13 protein-coding genes are annotated in these 13,808 nt (G+C 73.5%); 1 reads left to right on the top strand and 12 read right to left on the bottom strand.

The annotated features are described in order from the left end of the window. Positions 1–984 (bottom strand): AAA family ATPase, encoded by a 984-nt coding sequence (locus tag GWK61_RS12075; RefSeq protein WP_194908421.1) that lies wholly within the window; start codon positions 982–984, stop codon positions 1–3. Between the two features lie 203 nt (positions 985–1,187). On the opposite strand from GWK61_RS12075, the gene GWK61_RS12070 reads away from it, so the two are divergent. Continuing rightward, positions 1,188–3,932, top strand: coding sequence for an Hsp70 family protein (locus tag GWK61_RS12070; protein WP_194908420.1), 2,745 nt, complete (start codon positions 1,188–1,190; stop codon positions 3,930–3,932). A 412-nt stretch (positions 3,933–4,344) separates the two neighbouring features. Here the strand turns inward: GWK61_RS12070 and GWK61_RS12065 are convergent, their stop codons facing one another. From GWK61_RS12065 to GWK61_RS12020, 11 genes are all read right to left on the bottom strand, one after another. Further along, complete coding sequence (locus GWK61_RS12065) at positions 4,345–4,956, bottom strand: zinc-ribbon domain-containing protein (protein WP_194908419.1); 612 nt, start codon at positions 4,954–4,956, stop codon at positions 4,345–4,347. Then, positions 4,953–5,573 (bottom strand): hypothetical protein, encoded by a 621-nt coding sequence (locus GWK61_RS12060; RefSeq protein WP_228562169.1) that lies wholly within the window; start codon positions 5,571–5,573, stop codon positions 4,953–4,955. Before GWK61_RS12060 ends, GWK61_RS12065 begins: the two co-directional genes overlap by 4 nt. Next, positions 5,570–7,543, bottom strand: coding sequence for a putative baseplate assembly protein (locus tag GWK61_RS12055; RefSeq protein ID WP_194908418.1), 1,974 nt, complete (start codon positions 7,541–7,543; stop codon positions 5,570–5,572). Before GWK61_RS12055 ends, GWK61_RS12060 begins: the two co-directional genes overlap by 4 nt. After that, positions 7,540–7,935 carry a GPW/gp25 family protein gene (locus GWK61_RS12050; RefSeq protein WP_194908417.1) on the bottom strand — a complete coding sequence of 132 codons (396 nt, stop codon included), beginning with the start codon at positions 7,933–7,935 and terminating at the stop codon, positions 7,540–7,542. The genes GWK61_RS12055 and GWK61_RS12050 overlap by 4 nt, the downstream gene beginning before the upstream one ends. Before the next feature lie 13 nt (positions 7,936–7,948). Then, on the bottom strand, positions 7,949–8,350 hold the full coding sequence (locus tag GWK61_RS12045) for a PAAR domain-containing protein (protein ID WP_194908416.1): 402 nt from the start codon (positions 8,348–8,350) through the stop codon (positions 7,949–7,951). A gap of 106 nt (positions 8,351–8,456) precedes the next feature. Further along, on the bottom strand, positions 8,457–10,115 hold the full coding sequence (locus GWK61_RS12040) for a VgrG-related protein (RefSeq protein ID WP_194908415.1): 1,659 nt from the start codon (positions 10,113–10,115) through the stop codon (positions 8,457–8,459). Continuing rightward, positions 10,108–10,854: a CIS tube protein gene (locus GWK61_RS12035; RefSeq protein WP_228562168.1), complete on the bottom strand. Its 747-nt coding sequence runs from the start codon at positions 10,852–10,854 to the stop codon at positions 10,108–10,110. Before GWK61_RS12035 ends, GWK61_RS12040 begins: the two co-directional genes overlap by 8 nt. Next, positions 10,854–11,969 (bottom strand): eCIS core domain-containing protein, encoded by a 1,116-nt coding sequence (locus GWK61_RS12030; RefSeq protein ID WP_194908414.1) that lies wholly within the window; start codon positions 11,967–11,969, stop codon positions 10,854–10,856. The genes GWK61_RS12035 and GWK61_RS12030 overlap by 1 nt, the downstream gene beginning before the upstream one ends. A 787-nt stretch (positions 11,970–12,756) precedes the next feature. Then, the gene (locus GWK61_RS12025; RefSeq protein WP_194908413.1) at positions 12,757–13,218 is read right to left on the bottom strand and encodes a phage tail protein; all 462 of its coding nucleotides are present in this window, start codon (positions 13,216–13,218) and stop codon (positions 12,757–12,759) included. Positions 13,219–13,276: 58 nt separating this feature from the next. After that, complete coding sequence (locus GWK61_RS59440; RefSeq protein ID WP_323747528.1) at positions 13,277–13,426, bottom strand: DUF6760 family protein; 150 nt, start codon at positions 13,424–13,426, stop codon at positions 13,277–13,279. A 20-nt stretch (positions 13,427–13,446) separates the two neighbouring features. Beyond that, a complete protein-coding gene (locus GWK61_RS12020) occupies positions 13,447–13,803 on the bottom strand; it encodes a hypothetical protein (RefSeq protein WP_194908412.1) in 357 nt (118 codons plus the stop codon). Between the last annotated feature and the right edge of the window lie 5 nt (positions 13,804–13,808).

Below are 13,808 nucleotides of genomic sequence, written 5' to 3'. Positions count from 1 at the left end.
TCACACGCCGACGGGGGTGGCGGGCACCGGCACGGCGGTGAGGATCCGGTCCACGATGGTGTCGGCCCGGTGCTCCTGGACCGCCGCTTCCGGCGTGAGCACCAGCCGGTGCGCGAGCACCGGCTGCGCCATCCGCTTGATGTCGTCGGCGGTGACGAACGAGCGCCCGCTCATCGCCGCGGCCGCCTGCGCCGCCTGCGCCAGCGCGTTGCTGGCCCGCGGGCTGGCACCCAGGCGCAGCTGCGGGATGGTGCGGGTGGCGCCGGTGATGGTGACGATGTACGCCTGCAGCGCGGGCGCGACGAAGACCCCGCGCACCACGTCGATCATCTGCTGCAGCTCGTCGATCGAGAGCACCGGCTCCAGCTGCTCGGGGAGCCGCCGGGCCAGCGCGTCGCCGACGATCTGCACCTCGTACTCGTGGCTGGGATAGCCGACCCGCAGCAGCATCATGAACCGGTCCAGCTGCGCCTCCGGCAGCGCGTACGTGCCCTGCTGGTCCACCGGGTTCTGAGTGGCGATGACCAGGTTGGGGCGCGGCAGCGGGTAGCTGACGCCGTCCACCGTGACCTGCCGCTCGGCCATCGCCTCCAGCAGCGCCGACTGCGTCTTGGGCGAGGCCCGGTTGATCTCGTCGCCGAGCACGATGTTGGCGAACACCGGGCCCTCGCGGAAGGAGAACTCGCGCCGGTTCATGTCGAACATCTGCACCCCGACCACGTCGGAGGGCAGCAGGTCCGGCGTGAACTGCAGGCGCCGCATCGAGCCGCCCACCGACTGCGCGACCGCTTTGGCCAGCGAGGTCTTGGCCACGCCGGGCACGTCCTCGATCAGGATGTGCCCCTCGGCCAGCAGCCCCACCAGCAGGTCCGTCACCACGGCGGTCTTGCCGTGGATGAAGTGCTCCACATTGCGGATCAGGTCCGAGGCCCGCCGCTGCACCCACGCGATCTGGTCGTTCTGCGTGGTGCTATAGGTTGTCACGTGAATCCCCCTAAGAGATGCAACCGTCGCCCGAGACGAATCTCTTGATCCGCAATGTTAGCGTGCGTGGTATTGACAGTGCACTGGTTCGGGGACAGTTCGCAGACAATAAATACCCGCATAAGGAATGACCCCTAAGGGTTATTCTTATTTTCAAGATCTAGATCACCGCGGCACGGCGCCGCCGCAATATACTGCGCTGCGTGAATTACCCACTGGGGGTGGACGTCGGCACCACCTACACGGCGGCGGCGATCTGGCGGGACGGCCGGGTGGAGTCCGTTCCGCTCGGGAACCGGGCCAACGCGATCCCGTCAGTACTCTTCGTCCGCGACGACGGCACGGTACTGGTCGGCGAGCCCGCCGTGCTGCGCGGCATCGCCGAGCCGGGGCGGCAGGCCCGGGAGTTCAAGCGGCGGATGGGCGACGAGGTGCCGCTGCTGGTGGGCGGGGCCGGCTACACCGCGCCGGAGCTGACCGCGCAGGTGCTGCGCTGGACGGTCGAGCGCGTCGCCGAGGTCCAGGGCGGGCCGCCCGGGCACGTGGTGCTCACCCATCCCGCCGAGTGGGGCACGTTCCGGCAGGGCCTGCTGACCGAGGCCGCGATGGCCGCCGGGCTGGCCGACGTCGGCCTGCTCCCCGAGCCGGTGGCCGCGGCCACCTGGTACGCGGCGCAGGAGCGGGTCGAGCCGGGCGCGCTGATCGGCGTCTACGACTTCGGCGGCGGCACCTTCGACGCCGCGGTGGTGGCCAAGACCGGCACCGGGTTGGAGCTGTTCGGGCCGGCCGGGGGCGACGACTCGATCGGCGGCGTGGACTTCGACCACATACTGCTGCGGCACGTGGCGGCGGCGGCCGGGGTGGACCTGGCCGCGTTCGACCGCTCCGATCCGGCCGCGGCGACCGCGGTGGGGCAGCTGTTCGACGCGGTGGTCCGGGCCAAGGAGGCGCTGTCCGGGGACACCGAGGCCGTGGTGCCGGTGGTGCTGCCCGGCTTCGCCGGGCAGGTGCTGGTCACGCGCGCGGAGTTCGAGGATCTGATCCGGCCCGCGGTGCGCGAGACGGTGAGCGTGTTCGGGCAGGTGGTGCGGCGCGCCGGGGTGGGCCCGGAGGCGCTCCGCACGGTGCTGCTGGTCGGCGGGTCCAGCCGGATCCCGCTGGTGGGGCGGATGCTGTCCGAGGAGTTGGGGGTGCCGATCGCGGTGGACGCGCACCCGAAGCACACGGTGAGCCTCGGGGCGGTGATCGCCGGGGCGCCTCGGGGGGCGAATGCCGGGACGTTCCACATCCCGCGGCCGGCCACGACGATTCCGCTCGCGGGGACCGGGCCTTCGGCTGCTGGTGCTTCGGGTGCTGCTTCAGGTGCTGCTTCGGGTGCTGCTTCAGGTGCTGCTTCAGGTGCTGCTTCAGGTGCTGCTTCGGCTGGTGACTCAGCCACCGCCGCGGCCGCTGCTTCGGTCGCGGCGCTTCTCGCCGGGTCCGCGGCGCCGAAGCCGACCGCGTTCCTGCCGGCGCCGGGATCGACGGATGCGCTGCCGCTGGTCCCCGGGACGCTGTTCCTTCCGGGCCCCGGCTCGACCGGGACGGTTCCGGTCGCGGGGCCGTTCGCCGGGCCGGTCGCCGGGCCGGTCGCGGCACCGGTCGTCGCACCGGTCATCGCCGAGCCCGTGGACCTCGCCGCCTCCGCGCTGACCGCCGCCGTCGACGTACCCGTGCTGGTCGGCGCCGTGCCGGTGATCGACCTCGGCCCGCGGCCGCGTCCGGCGACCGTGGTGCGGACCGGCGACCGCGAGGCGGCCGTGGCCCGCACCGCCGGGCCGAGCCGGCTCAAGCCGCTGCTGGCGCTGACCGTGGTGGTCGCGGCGGTCGGGATCGTGGTCGGCGTCGCGATCACGGTGAAGCACAAGGATTCCGGCGGCGGCACGGGTGGCGGCGGCAGCGGCGCCGGCCCGGTCGGCTCCTCCACCGGGGCCGTCTCAGCACCCGGCGGTCCGGGCGCGCCCACCGCCGCTACCGCTTTCCACCTCGCGGGCGGCCCCGTGGGCACGGCCGCGACGCAGAGCCCGGACACCATGCGGGCGGCGACCGCGCTGCCGTCCGGCGCCCTGGTGGCCGTCGGCGTGACCCTGGACCAGGCCCCCCGCGCGTGGGTGAAGCAGGGCGGCGGCGCGTGGTCGGCGGTCGCCGCGCCGCCCGCGGACCAGTTCGCGACCCTGGCCGACGTCGCGGCCACCCCGTCCGGCGCGGTCGCGGTCGGCTGGACCGGCAGCGGCGCGCAGCGTCGGGCGGCGGTGTGGACCACCCACGACGGCACGTCCTGGAAGCTGCTCGACCCGGCCGGCGACTTCACGTCCGGCAGCGGCGTCACCGAGCTCACCGCGGTCACCGTGACCGCCGACCACCACCTGCTGGCCGTGGGCCAGGACCGCAAGTCCGACCCGACCGACGGCGACGCCGCGGTGTTCACCTCCCCGGACGGCACCACCTGGACCCGGGTCCCGGCCACCGGCCTGTCCGGCCCGGGACCGCAGGACATCAGGCGGCTGACCCGCACCGCCGACGGCCACTTGCTGGCCGTCGGCTCGGCCCTGTCCGGCGCGCACCAGGCCCCCGCGATATGGACCTCCGCCGACGGCGTGGCCTGGCAGCCGGCGGCGCTCGCCCCGGACGACAGCTCGGCCTCCCTGCAGGCGATCACCCAGCAACCCGACGGCACCCTCCTGGCCTGCGGCACCACCGGCCCGGCCGGCAGCGAGACAGTGGCCTGCTGGACCCAGCACGACCCGCGACAGGCCTGGCAACAGGTACCGCTGACGGCCCCGCAGAACGCACCGCCGGTGTACCTCTACGACCTGCTGCGCACCCCGGCCGGCCTGCTCTCGGTCGGCGCGGCGCGATCCGGCACGGCGATCGGCGCCGCCGGGTGGACGGTGACGCAGGGGTCTTAGAGGATGTACGCCACCGCACATTCACCGCGGCCGCCGCCGATGCCGGCCACTGACATCCGAACCATCGGAAAGGTGCGCGAGCCGGCCGAAACACCAGCGGCGGTGCGGATCGGATCGGCAGTTCGGCGGCGAGTGGTCGGCAGTGCGGCAACTGGCAGTGCGGCGGTCGGCAGTGCGGCAGCCGGCAGATCGATGGCTGGCAGTGCGGGAGCTGACAGTTCGGCGGCCGGCAGTGCGGCAGCTGGCAGATCGGCGGCCGGCAGCGCGGCAGCTGGCAGATCGGCGGCCAGCAGTGCGGCAGCTGGCAGATCGGCGGCCAGCAGTGCGGCAGCTGGCAGATCGGCGGTCGGCCGTCAGCCGTCAGTGGTCATACAGTCGGAGCGTTCGCGGGCCGCGCACTGTGCTTCGGCCCTCACAGCACCAGAGCCAGCACCCACACCGCGGCCATCACCGTCACCGGCGCCCCGATCACCAGCAGCCACCGCCACCGGTTCCGCCGGCGCGGCGGCGCCATCGGCACCGGCGGCGGGTCCGGCTGCCAGCGCGGCGGGGAGGCCGCGCCGGGCCACAGTTCGTAGCCGCAGATCTCGCAGCGCTTGCGGTGCGCCGGGTTCACCGTGCGGCACTGCGGGCAGTGCGGGCCGATGGTGGCGGTCTGGGCCGGCGGCGAGGTCCAGGACGGCTGGCGCGCGGTGTACGACGCCGTCGGCGTCGGCTGGCGGACGCCGCTGCGGTCCAGGTCCTCGGTGGCGGACTCCGGCTTGTACACGTGCTTCTGCGGTTCGGCCTCGGTCGGCTGCTCCCGTTGCAGGAGCAGCGGGTAGCCGCAGGACGGGCACAGCTTCACGTCGTACGGCGGGACGGGGCGCCCGCAGTCGGGGCAGTTCCCGCGGCCGCCGGAGGACGCGGGACGCGGCGCCCCGGGGTGCGGCTGCTGCGACGGTTCCGGCATGCCCGGCATGCCCGGAGTACCCGGCGTGCCCTGCGGACCCCACGGCCCCGGAGCCGGCGGCGGCGTGCTCATCGTCCCTCCCCCTGTCCCTCTCCGGCCCGGACGCGCAGTTCGACCTGGGTGCCGACCGGCAGTTCGTCGTCCAGGAACGCCAGGATCTGCTGCCTGGTCAGCGAGCCGAGGTGGTCGATCTCGACGAGCACCGAGTCGGTGGCCGGAGGAACGCGGTCGCCCGCGCCGAACACGCCGCCGGAGTCCGAGACCGTGACCCGGCTGTCGGTCAGCGCCTCCAGCAGGATCTCCACGCCGTGCGCCGTCCCGCGCCACACCAGCGCCCGGCCGACCGCGCGGATCAGCCGGCGCTGGGCGTCCCGCAGCTGGACGTCGTCGGACGCCAGGACCGCGGCGTCGATGGACACCCCGAGCCAGGACGCCAGATAGCTGAGCATCTCGGAGGACGCCAGGTCGATGTCCAGCTCGTATTCGATGTCGTCGATCTGGTCCCGCAGACCGTCGCCGATCTCCTCGAACCCGCGCACGAAGCCGGCGATGACCCGGTCCCGCCGCATCACCGCCGGCAGCTGCGCGAGCAGCCAGCCGGAGTGCGCGGACGAGGCCGGGGCCACGCCCGAGGACGAGGACGAGGACGCGCCCGAGGCCGACTCTCCGAAGAATCCATCCGCACTCATTGCCGCACCACCACCCGGTGCGCCACTGACAAGAACAGCTCGTCCGGCGCCAGCCGCACCCGCTGCTGCCCGGCCTCCTCCGGCTGCCGCCCGCCCCGCAGGTCGGCCAGGAACAGGTGCACGGTCTCGGCCCGGACCACGCCGGCCACACCGCGCAGCACCGAGAAGATGTCCCCGATGGACAGGTCCGCGTCGAACGGCCATCCCAGCCCGTCCGGGCCGCCGGTGACCGGGTTGATGTACGCGTACAGCGCCGCCTCGGCGTCCGCGCGGATCTTCTCCGGCCGCACCATCGACGCCGCGACCACCTCCGCCGCCACCGTGATCCCCTGGTAGGAGGGCACGTCGATGCGCACCTGCGTGGTGAGCAGCCGCCGCTCCTCCAGATACGGCTTGATCTGGTCCTCCAGTGCCCGCGGCACCGCGAGATCCTGCAGCGCCAGCGACTCCGGCGCGACGTCCACCCGCGGCACCACCAGCACCCGCACCGGCTCCCCGGCCTTCGCCGGCGGGATGCAGCGCGCCCGCGCCACCCCCGGCGCGGCCTCCATCGTGAGCCGTTCGAAGTCCCGCCGGGTGACCGCGCGATGCCCGCCGCGAAGCTGCAACGGCCCGCGGATCTTCGCGTTGTCCACCGACTCGGCGTCCACGCCGCCGGTGGCCGGCTCCAGGTTGCGCACCGCGTCGACCGACGGGATCGCGGTCAGCGGCACGGTCAGCTTCCCGGCCCCGACGTTCCCGCGCCGCCCGCCGCCGTAGCGGTAGCCGGTGACCCAGATCTGCGCGTCCTCCTCCGGGACCGCGCCGTACTGCCGGGACCGGCCGTCGCGCGCGGTCACCCGCGGCCCGAACCGGATCTCGCCGGTGGCGCCGGACCAGGTGAACACGGAGTCCTCGGCGGTGGCGTCGGAGAAGTCCGCGACCTCGGTCCACGCCACGCCCTCGGGCTCGACCCCGGCCTCGCACCGCGCCGGCACCACCCGCACCGTCTCGCCGAACCGCCGCGGCAGCACCGGGGCCCGCCGCACCACGAACTCCTGTCCAGGCTCGCCGGTGCTGACGCCCAGCAGCTCGGCCGGCGCCGGCTCGGCGTGGTGCGCGGCGATGGCCCCGCCCAGGCCCACCACGGCGATCTCGTCGAGCATCGGCGAGGTGTCGTAGGTCCGGCCGGGCCGGCCGTCGTGCGAGGAGTCGACGAGCTTGCAGCGGACCCAGTGCGCCCGCACCGTGCCGATGGCCAGCGGCTCGTGCCGGCCGGCCAGCAGCAGGCTGATCTGCCCGGAGGTGTTGAACCCGTCGCTGGTGTCGGTGAGCACCCGGGCCGTCCGCCAGTCGCGGCCGTCCCAGCACTGCCACACCCGAGGGGGGTCGCGCGGGTCGATGCCGCGGCCGGCGCCGCCGCCGACCGCGACGTCCAGGCGGATCATGTTGTGCTCCAGGCTCTCGGCGAACCCCAGGTAGAGCGCGTCGTCCGCGGTCACCGTCGGGAACACCGGCACCTGCGCGCCGGCCAGCGCCAGGTCCTCGGTGTGGTCCTGGAACCGGCCGCCGCTGCGGGTCAGGCAGGCGACCAGGGTGGGCCCGACCAGCGTCAGATCCGCGTCGGTCATGAACACGACCTGGTCGTCGCCGCCGCCGCGCTCGGTGCCCACCCGGGTGCCGGCCGGCACCAGGATCGGCCGCTCGGGCGGCGCGGCGAGGGTGAACAGCAGCTCGGCGCGGGCCGGGGAGGCCGAGGCGAGCTCGATCCCGACCAGGTCGAGGAACTTGACGTAGAGCCGGTCCGGCACCTGGTTGAGGCGGTACAGCAGCACCTCGGTCATCCAGGCGAACAGCTCGATCAGCGCCACCCCCGGGTCGGACACGTTGTGGTCCGTCCACTCCGGGCAGTAGCGCGCGATCCGCCGTTTGACTTCGTCGACGATGTCCTGGAAGCGCCGGTCGTCCAGGTTCGGCGCGGGCAAGCTCATGAGTGCTCTTCCTGCGGGATGACATAGAACGGATACACGAGGTTGCGGTGGTCGTTGGTGGCGCGGACCCGGTAGGTCAGCTCGATGACGACCACCGAGCCGTCCTCGCCCGGCTCGGCGCCGACCGCCGTCAGCTCCACCCGCGGCTCCCAGCGCGCGACGGCCTCGCGCACGCTCTGCTCGATCAGGCCCAGCGTGTTCGCGTTCACCGGCGCGAACACCTGCTCCCACATCGCGCAGCCGAAGTCCGGCCGCATCAGCCGCTCCCCCGGCGCGGTGGCCAGGACCATCCGCAGCGCGGCGTCCACCTCCTCGCCGCCGCCGACCAGCCGGACGCCGCCGCCCGCGGTGATCTGGGCCGGGAACGCCCAGCCGGTGCCGATCAGGTCCATGTCCGCACTCCCCTCAGCCCGCGAAGACGTCGCCGGAACCGCCGGCGATCGCCGAGGTCGGCGCGTCGGCCGGGTCGTTGCAGGTGGCCACCTGGTCGCCGGCCCGGGCCAGGCCCTTGCCGTTGACCAGGACCGTGGTCGAGCCGACGATCACCTTGCCGGTGTTGGCCGGCGGCTTCTGGAACGTGGTCGGCGGCGGCGCGAGGTGCGCCGGGGCGTTCTGCGCGACGCTGTTCACGGTGGCGGCCGGCAGGCCGTTGACGAAGACGTCGGCGGACAGCGCGGAGACCAGCTTGCCGGCGAACGGCAGCGGAGTCGGCGTCGGCACCGGACCGCCCGGGCTCGGCACCAGCAGGATGTGGATGTCGGTGCCGGTCACCGGGTCGTTCTGGCGCGCTGCGGGCGCTCCTGGCATTGCGGTGTCCCCCTCCCGTGGTCGGTGTGTCGGCAGTCGGTGCGGCAGTCGGTATGTCGGCAGTCGGTGTCGCAGTTGGTGTGTGGGCAGTCGGTGTGTCGGCGGGTCAGTTCAGCTGGATCGGCTTGCCGGTCAGTTTCAGCGTGCTGTCGGCGGCGATCTCCACCTGCTTGCCGGACAGCGACAGCTTCTGCCCGGCGGTGATCTCGATCTGGTCGGCGGTGATCACCAGCTTCTGGTCCCCGGCCAGCTGCGAGCTCGACTTCTCCAGGTGCAGCAGGGCCTTGGCATCGCCCATCCGCAGCTCGATCGTGCTGGTCGGACCGTCGGTGAACACCAGCCGGTGGTCCTTGCCGCTGGCCAGGACGCGCTGGTTCACCTTGCCGTCCTGGGTCGCCTTCGCCTCCGGCGGCTTGTCCTTGCGGCCCCAGAGCCCGCCGAGCACCAGCGGCCGGGCCTTGTCGTCGTGCTCGAAGCCGACCAGCACCTCGTCGCCGACCTCGGGCAGCCACTGGACGCCGCGCCGGTCGCCGGCGCCGGGCGCGACCACCCGGGCCCAGCCGCTCTCGGAGTCGTGCAGGGTCGGGTACTTCACCTTCACCCGGCCCTGGCCGCCGCTCTGGTCGTCGTTGTTGGTGACCACGCCGACCACCAGCGAGCCCCAGCCGCGCTGCGGGTCGGCGCCGGCCGCGCCGCCGCCGGAGACCAGGTCGGCCAGGCCGTCGGCGTCCTTGCCGCCGCACACGAACCGGGTGACGTAGGGCCGGTCGGCGCCGTAGACGTGCTCGACGCTGGTCAGCCGGTAGGTCCCGGCCAGCCGCCTGCCGACCTTGTCCAGGCCGACCTGGCCGCCGGCCCCCAGCCGCGGGTTGCCGACCGCCTCGCCGCGCAGCACCACTTGGCCGCCGGAAGCCTTGAGCAGCAGGGACTGGGCCCGGTCGTCGGCCTCGGCCTGGGTGCCGGAGGGGAACTGGCCGGCGTGCCGGGTCACCGCGCCGAAGGCGTGCCGCGCGGCGTCGGCCATCTGCTGCGCGGCCGGCGCGTCGGTCCCGGGGTCGCCGGCCGTGGCCCGGCCGGTCACCGGCTTCTTGTCGACCGGGTCCCAGGCCGTCACCACCACCTCGTCGCAGACGTCGACGGAGGCGAAGCGGACCCGGAAGTCGAGCAGGTTCTCGCCCCAGACCAGTTTCGGCGGGTCCTGACGGCCCTTCGGCTTCTTCTTGAAGTGGAAGGTCCTGTCGGTGATCCAGACGTCGTGGCCGACGCGGCCGGCGAGCCGGCGCAGGAAGGCGTAGTCGGTCTCGCCGTGCTGCATGGTGTGCTCGTGGACGTCGCCGGTGGCGTCGATGTCGGCGTCCAGGCCGTGGTCGCCGGCGATCCGCCGGGCCACGTCGCTGTCGCTCATGTTCGCGAACGCGCGGGACTTCCCGCCGCGGGTCAGCCGGTGGGTCAGGTCCAGCCCGGTGAGGATCAGCTCGTGCCGGCCGCCGGGCCCGGGCTCGACGGCGATCGCGGTGATCTCGCCGGTGGTGACCACGACCGGGTCGGACTCGGCGCGGAACGCGATGGAGACGCGGGTGCCGTAGCGGAAGCGATCCTCGTCGAACAGGGTGAAGTGCGGGTCGTCGAAGCGGAGCTCGAAGGAGTCGGGGAGCTGGACGGACTCCTCGACGTGCACGAAGGTGAGCCGGGCGTAGAGCTCGGCGCGCAGCGGCGCGCCGTCCGCGGTGATCAGGACGCCGTCCAGGCGGCGCTGCTCAGGCATGGGGGCCTCGGACGCGGTCGCCGCCTGGGCCGCCCGCGGACCCGCCGGACCGGAACGCGGCGGCGGCGCCGTCCCGATAGCGCGCGCCCTGCTCGGGGATCGCCAGCGTCGCGCCCTTGGGCAGGTTCAGCGGGTCCACGATGCCGTTGGCCTCGGCGATGATCCGCCAGCGGGTCGGGTCGCCGTAGTGCGCGGCGGCCACCCGGTCCAGGGTCTCGCCCGGCAGCAGCTGGTGCACGCTGTGCAGGGTCGGCGTGGAGGAGGTCGGGTTCTGCAACGGCAGCTCGGCCTCGTCGTTCCACTGCTTGAGGGACAGGTCCGCCTTGGCCCGCAACGGCATGCCGCTGCTGGCGAAGTACGTGTAGCGGATCCGCAGCTGCTCCACGACGGCCTTGAACGAGTGCGTGGCACCCCAGTGGAACTTCACCCACGGCGGCCGGGCCTTGTTGCGTCCGCGGTCCGAGCCGGACAGGCCGGGGTCGACTTTCATGACGCCGAGCAGCTTGTCGGTGTGGTCGGTGACGGCGGTGCCGTCGGCGGTGGTGTCGAAGGTCAGGCTCAGCGTCAGCGTGGCCGACTGGCCGGCCTGGAAGCGCAGCTCGGGGGCGTTCTTGCCCTTGGCCTCGCCGGCCGGTTTCCAGCTGTTGGACTTGCTGATGGACAGCTCGGCGGGGTTGAACATGCAGTCGATGTGGTCGCCGCTCTCGATCTCGAGATAGGCCTTGACCGGTCCGGACATCAGAAGACCCCCGCGTAGCGTCCGCCGCGCCGTTCCAGCTGGCGCAGCAGGCGCTGCTCCACGGCTTCGACGATGCGCTCGATGTCGGTGTCGGGCAGGTGGCGCGGCGCTGAGGCCGGGGCGGCGCCGTGGGCGGGCGCGCCCGGCGCTCCGGGGGACGACGGCGCTGCCGTCGCGGCGGCGGTGTCGGAGTCGAGCTCGTGGCCGCCGTGACCGCCAGTGCCGCTGTGGCCGTCGTGGCCGCCGAATTCTCCGGCACCCCGGCCGACGGCGGACTCCGCAAACGCGGCGGCACCGTCCGGGTCGGCTGCGGCGAGCGCGGCCAGGAGACCGCGGGCCGTGGCATCGGTGCCGCCCAGGTTGCCCATATCGCTCATGCTGCTCAGGCCCGGCAGACCGCCGGCGAGTCCGGGAACGGCGCTCCGGGCCTCCGACACCGCGTTGCCGGACGTGGCACCGACCGGCAGCTGGTCGACCAGGCCGGGCGCCACCGATCCGGGAGGCGGAACGGCGCCGACGCCGCCGAGGCCCCCGAGGTGACCCGGGAGTGTCGGAGCACTGATACTGCGCTGGACGGCCCGCGCCGCCCCGCCGTGCGAACCACCGGACCCCGAGAACCCTGAAGACCCTGAGGACTCTGCGAACACCGAAGACGCCGTCCCTGCAGCAGCCTGCTGCCCGACGACATGCGCGGCGCGCTCATCAGCGTCCATCGCACCGGACTGCACCCGCAGCAGGAACCGCGGCCGCCCGACCGGCTGCCGAGCATGGCTCAGCTCGTGCGCGAGCACACCGGTCAGATCGGCGGACATCGCCGCAGCCGGAGCACCCGGCAGGTGCACGACAGAGCCGGTAGTCGCCCCGCGCGCGCCGGCCTGCGCCAACGCCTCCCGAGTCGCCGGCCCGGTGGTGTACGAGGCGCGACCGGCGTCGCCGGCAAACCGCGCCACCAACGGCCGCAGGTGCGCCGGGAACGGCCGCGGCGCCTCCAGCGGACGAGCCTTCACCGCAGCACGCCACCGCTGCTCCGGCGAGCCCTCCGGCGCCGCCACACGCTCCGCGCCACGTGCCCCGGACTCCGAAGCCACGGCACGCGACACAGAGTCCGAACGCACACCGGCGACCGACTCCCGCCGCACACTCCGCGCCGCGAAGGCGCCGCCCAGCGAGTCCGGCCCGACGGCCGACCGCGCCCGGCCAAGCAGATTCCGGCTGCCGGCAGCGGCCGGTCCCGGTGCCGCGACGCCGCCGACAGAGCGCCCGGCATCCGGTCCGACCGGCGCACCGATCGAGCCGACATCCAGTCCCGCTGACCGCGCGCTCGATCGCGCCGCATCAGCGACAGACCCGCCATCCGGTCCAGCTGACCGCACACTCGATCGGACCGAACCGAGCACCGATCCGCGACCAAATCCTGTCGGCGCTCCCACCGACCGCAGCACCGCGCTCGGCAGAAGGCCCGCGCCCGATCCGGCCGCACTGGTCCCGACACCCGATCTCGCCGGTGCGCCAGCCCGGACACCCGATCCTGTCGCCGCGACGGCAGCAGACTCCTGAGCTCGGCGCCGAGCATCCGACCGGACAGTGTTGATCAGCGGCCGCCCCGAAGCAATCGACCGGCGAACCTGCCCCGGCCCCGGCAACTCTCCCGCAGCCCCGACCAGGCCCGCGGCGTCCGCCGCCGTCCTGCCTCGGCGCGCCCCGACTGCCAGCCGGCGCACGACCTCACCTGCGACGACCCGCCACCACGGCGCCCGAACCGGCAGCGCCGACACAGTGCCGGCCACCAAGCCACCCACCGCGCCGCCCGCGGCCCGTCGCCGAACCAGCGGCCGAACCCGGACCAGCGGCCGGAACAGCCGTCCCCACCGACCGCCGCCGACGCCACCGCCGCCGCCCTGCTCACGTCCCCGGTGTGAAGCCACAGTGGCACACCTCCAGCTCCTCGACCGCGACCGCGCGCGAGGACGCGGCCAGCTTCGGCCCCGTCCACTTCACCGGGTAGGCGTCCACGAAGCTCCAGCGGCGCACCGGCTGGCCGGCCGCGTCCAGCAGGGCGACCGAGCCGTGGTGCCGCTCGAGCTTGTTGCCCTGCTCCGCCAGGCCGTCGCCGGAGCACTTCGCGAACCACTCGAACAGGTTGTCCGTGTCGGTGAGCCCGCGCTTGAGGACCAGGTTGGGCCACTTCATGCGGCCCGGCAGCTTGTGGGTGTACTGGTTCTGGCCGCCCTCGGCCAGTTCCTCGGTCTCGATCTGCACCGACAGGCCCGACACCTCTGTGAAGGCGCCGATGGTCAGGCCGTCCACGGTGAACAGGAAGCGGCCGACGAACGGCGGATCCGGTGTGCGTGACTGGCCGTTCATCGCCTCATCCCCCCATTCGCTTCGGTGTGTGTCTCGGCCGGGTGTCCCGGCCGGGGTCTCAGTCCCCGTCGCGGACTCCCTGCCAGAACCGCTCGTTCAACCCGCCGACCTCCTCCAGCAGGCGGACCCGGTCGCCGTGCTCGAGGTCCAGGAGGTCGTCCAGCCGCCAGTGCAGGTGGTAGGCCAGATAAGCGATCTCCCGCCAGATCTCGTCGACGGCGTAGCGGGTCAGTCCACCACCAGCGCCTCCCGGGGAAAAGGGCTGCCGGGCTCCATCGTCTCCAGGATCGCCGGGTCCCCGAAGTTGATGACGCGGTAGAAGTCCTGCAGGTACCGGTAGTCGTCGACGAACAGGTTCTCCACGGTCTTGGTCGTGATCCGGCCGACCGTGCCCAGCTCGGTGACCACCTTGGCCAGCACGATCACCGTGGCGTAGGCCTCGTTCTCCCGGACCCGCGGATCGCGCAGCGGCTCGACCTCGTCGCGGGCGCAGGCCAGGCGCATGACGCCGGTCCGGTGCAGGGTGCCCTCGTCGTCCACGAACCCCTTCGGGAGCGTGAAGGCGTACTCAGTGTTCAGACTCACCGCGC

Source organism: Catenulispora rubra (assembly GCF_015356825.1).
GTDB lineage: Bacteria > Actinomycetota > Actinomycetes > Streptomycetales > Catenulisporaceae > Catenulispora > Catenulispora rubra.
This window is presented reverse-complemented; position numbering and strand designations above follow the sequence as displayed.

What these genes read in the sequence shown, in the direction of transcription:
- GWK61_RS12040 (WP_194908415.1), bottom strand. Translation starts at nt 10,115, where the DNA reads ATGCCTGAGCAGCGCCGCCTGGACGGCGTCCTGATCACCGCGGACGGC.
- GWK61_RS12035 (WP_228562168.1), bottom strand. Translation starts at nt 10,854, where the DNA reads ATGTCCGGACCGGTCAAGGCCTATCTCGAGATCGAGAGCGGCGACCAC.
- GWK61_RS12045 (WP_194908416.1), bottom strand. Translation starts at nt 8,350, where the DNA reads ATGCCAGGAGCGCCCGCAGCGCGCCAGAACGACCCGGTGACCGGCACC.
- GWK61_RS12050 (WP_194908417.1), bottom strand. Translation starts at nt 7,935, where the DNA reads ATGGACCTGATCGGCACCGGCTGGGCGTTCCCGGCCCAGATCACCGCG.
- GWK61_RS12055 (WP_194908418.1), bottom strand. Translation starts at nt 7,543, where the DNA reads ATGAGCTTGCCCGCGCCGAACCTGGACGACCGGCGCTTCCAGGACATC.
- GWK61_RS12060 (WP_228562169.1), bottom strand. Translation starts at nt 5,573, where the DNA reads ATGAGTGCGGATGGATTCTTCGGAGAGTCGGCCTCGGGCGCGTCCTCG.
- GWK61_RS12025 (WP_194908413.1), bottom strand. Translation starts at nt 13,218, where the DNA reads ATGAACGGCCAGTCACGCACACCGGATCCGCCGTTCGTCGGCCGCTTC.
- GWK61_RS12065 (WP_194908419.1), bottom strand. Translation starts at nt 4,956, where the DNA reads ATGAGCACGCCGCCGCCGGCTCCGGGGCCGTGGGGTCCGCAGGGCACG.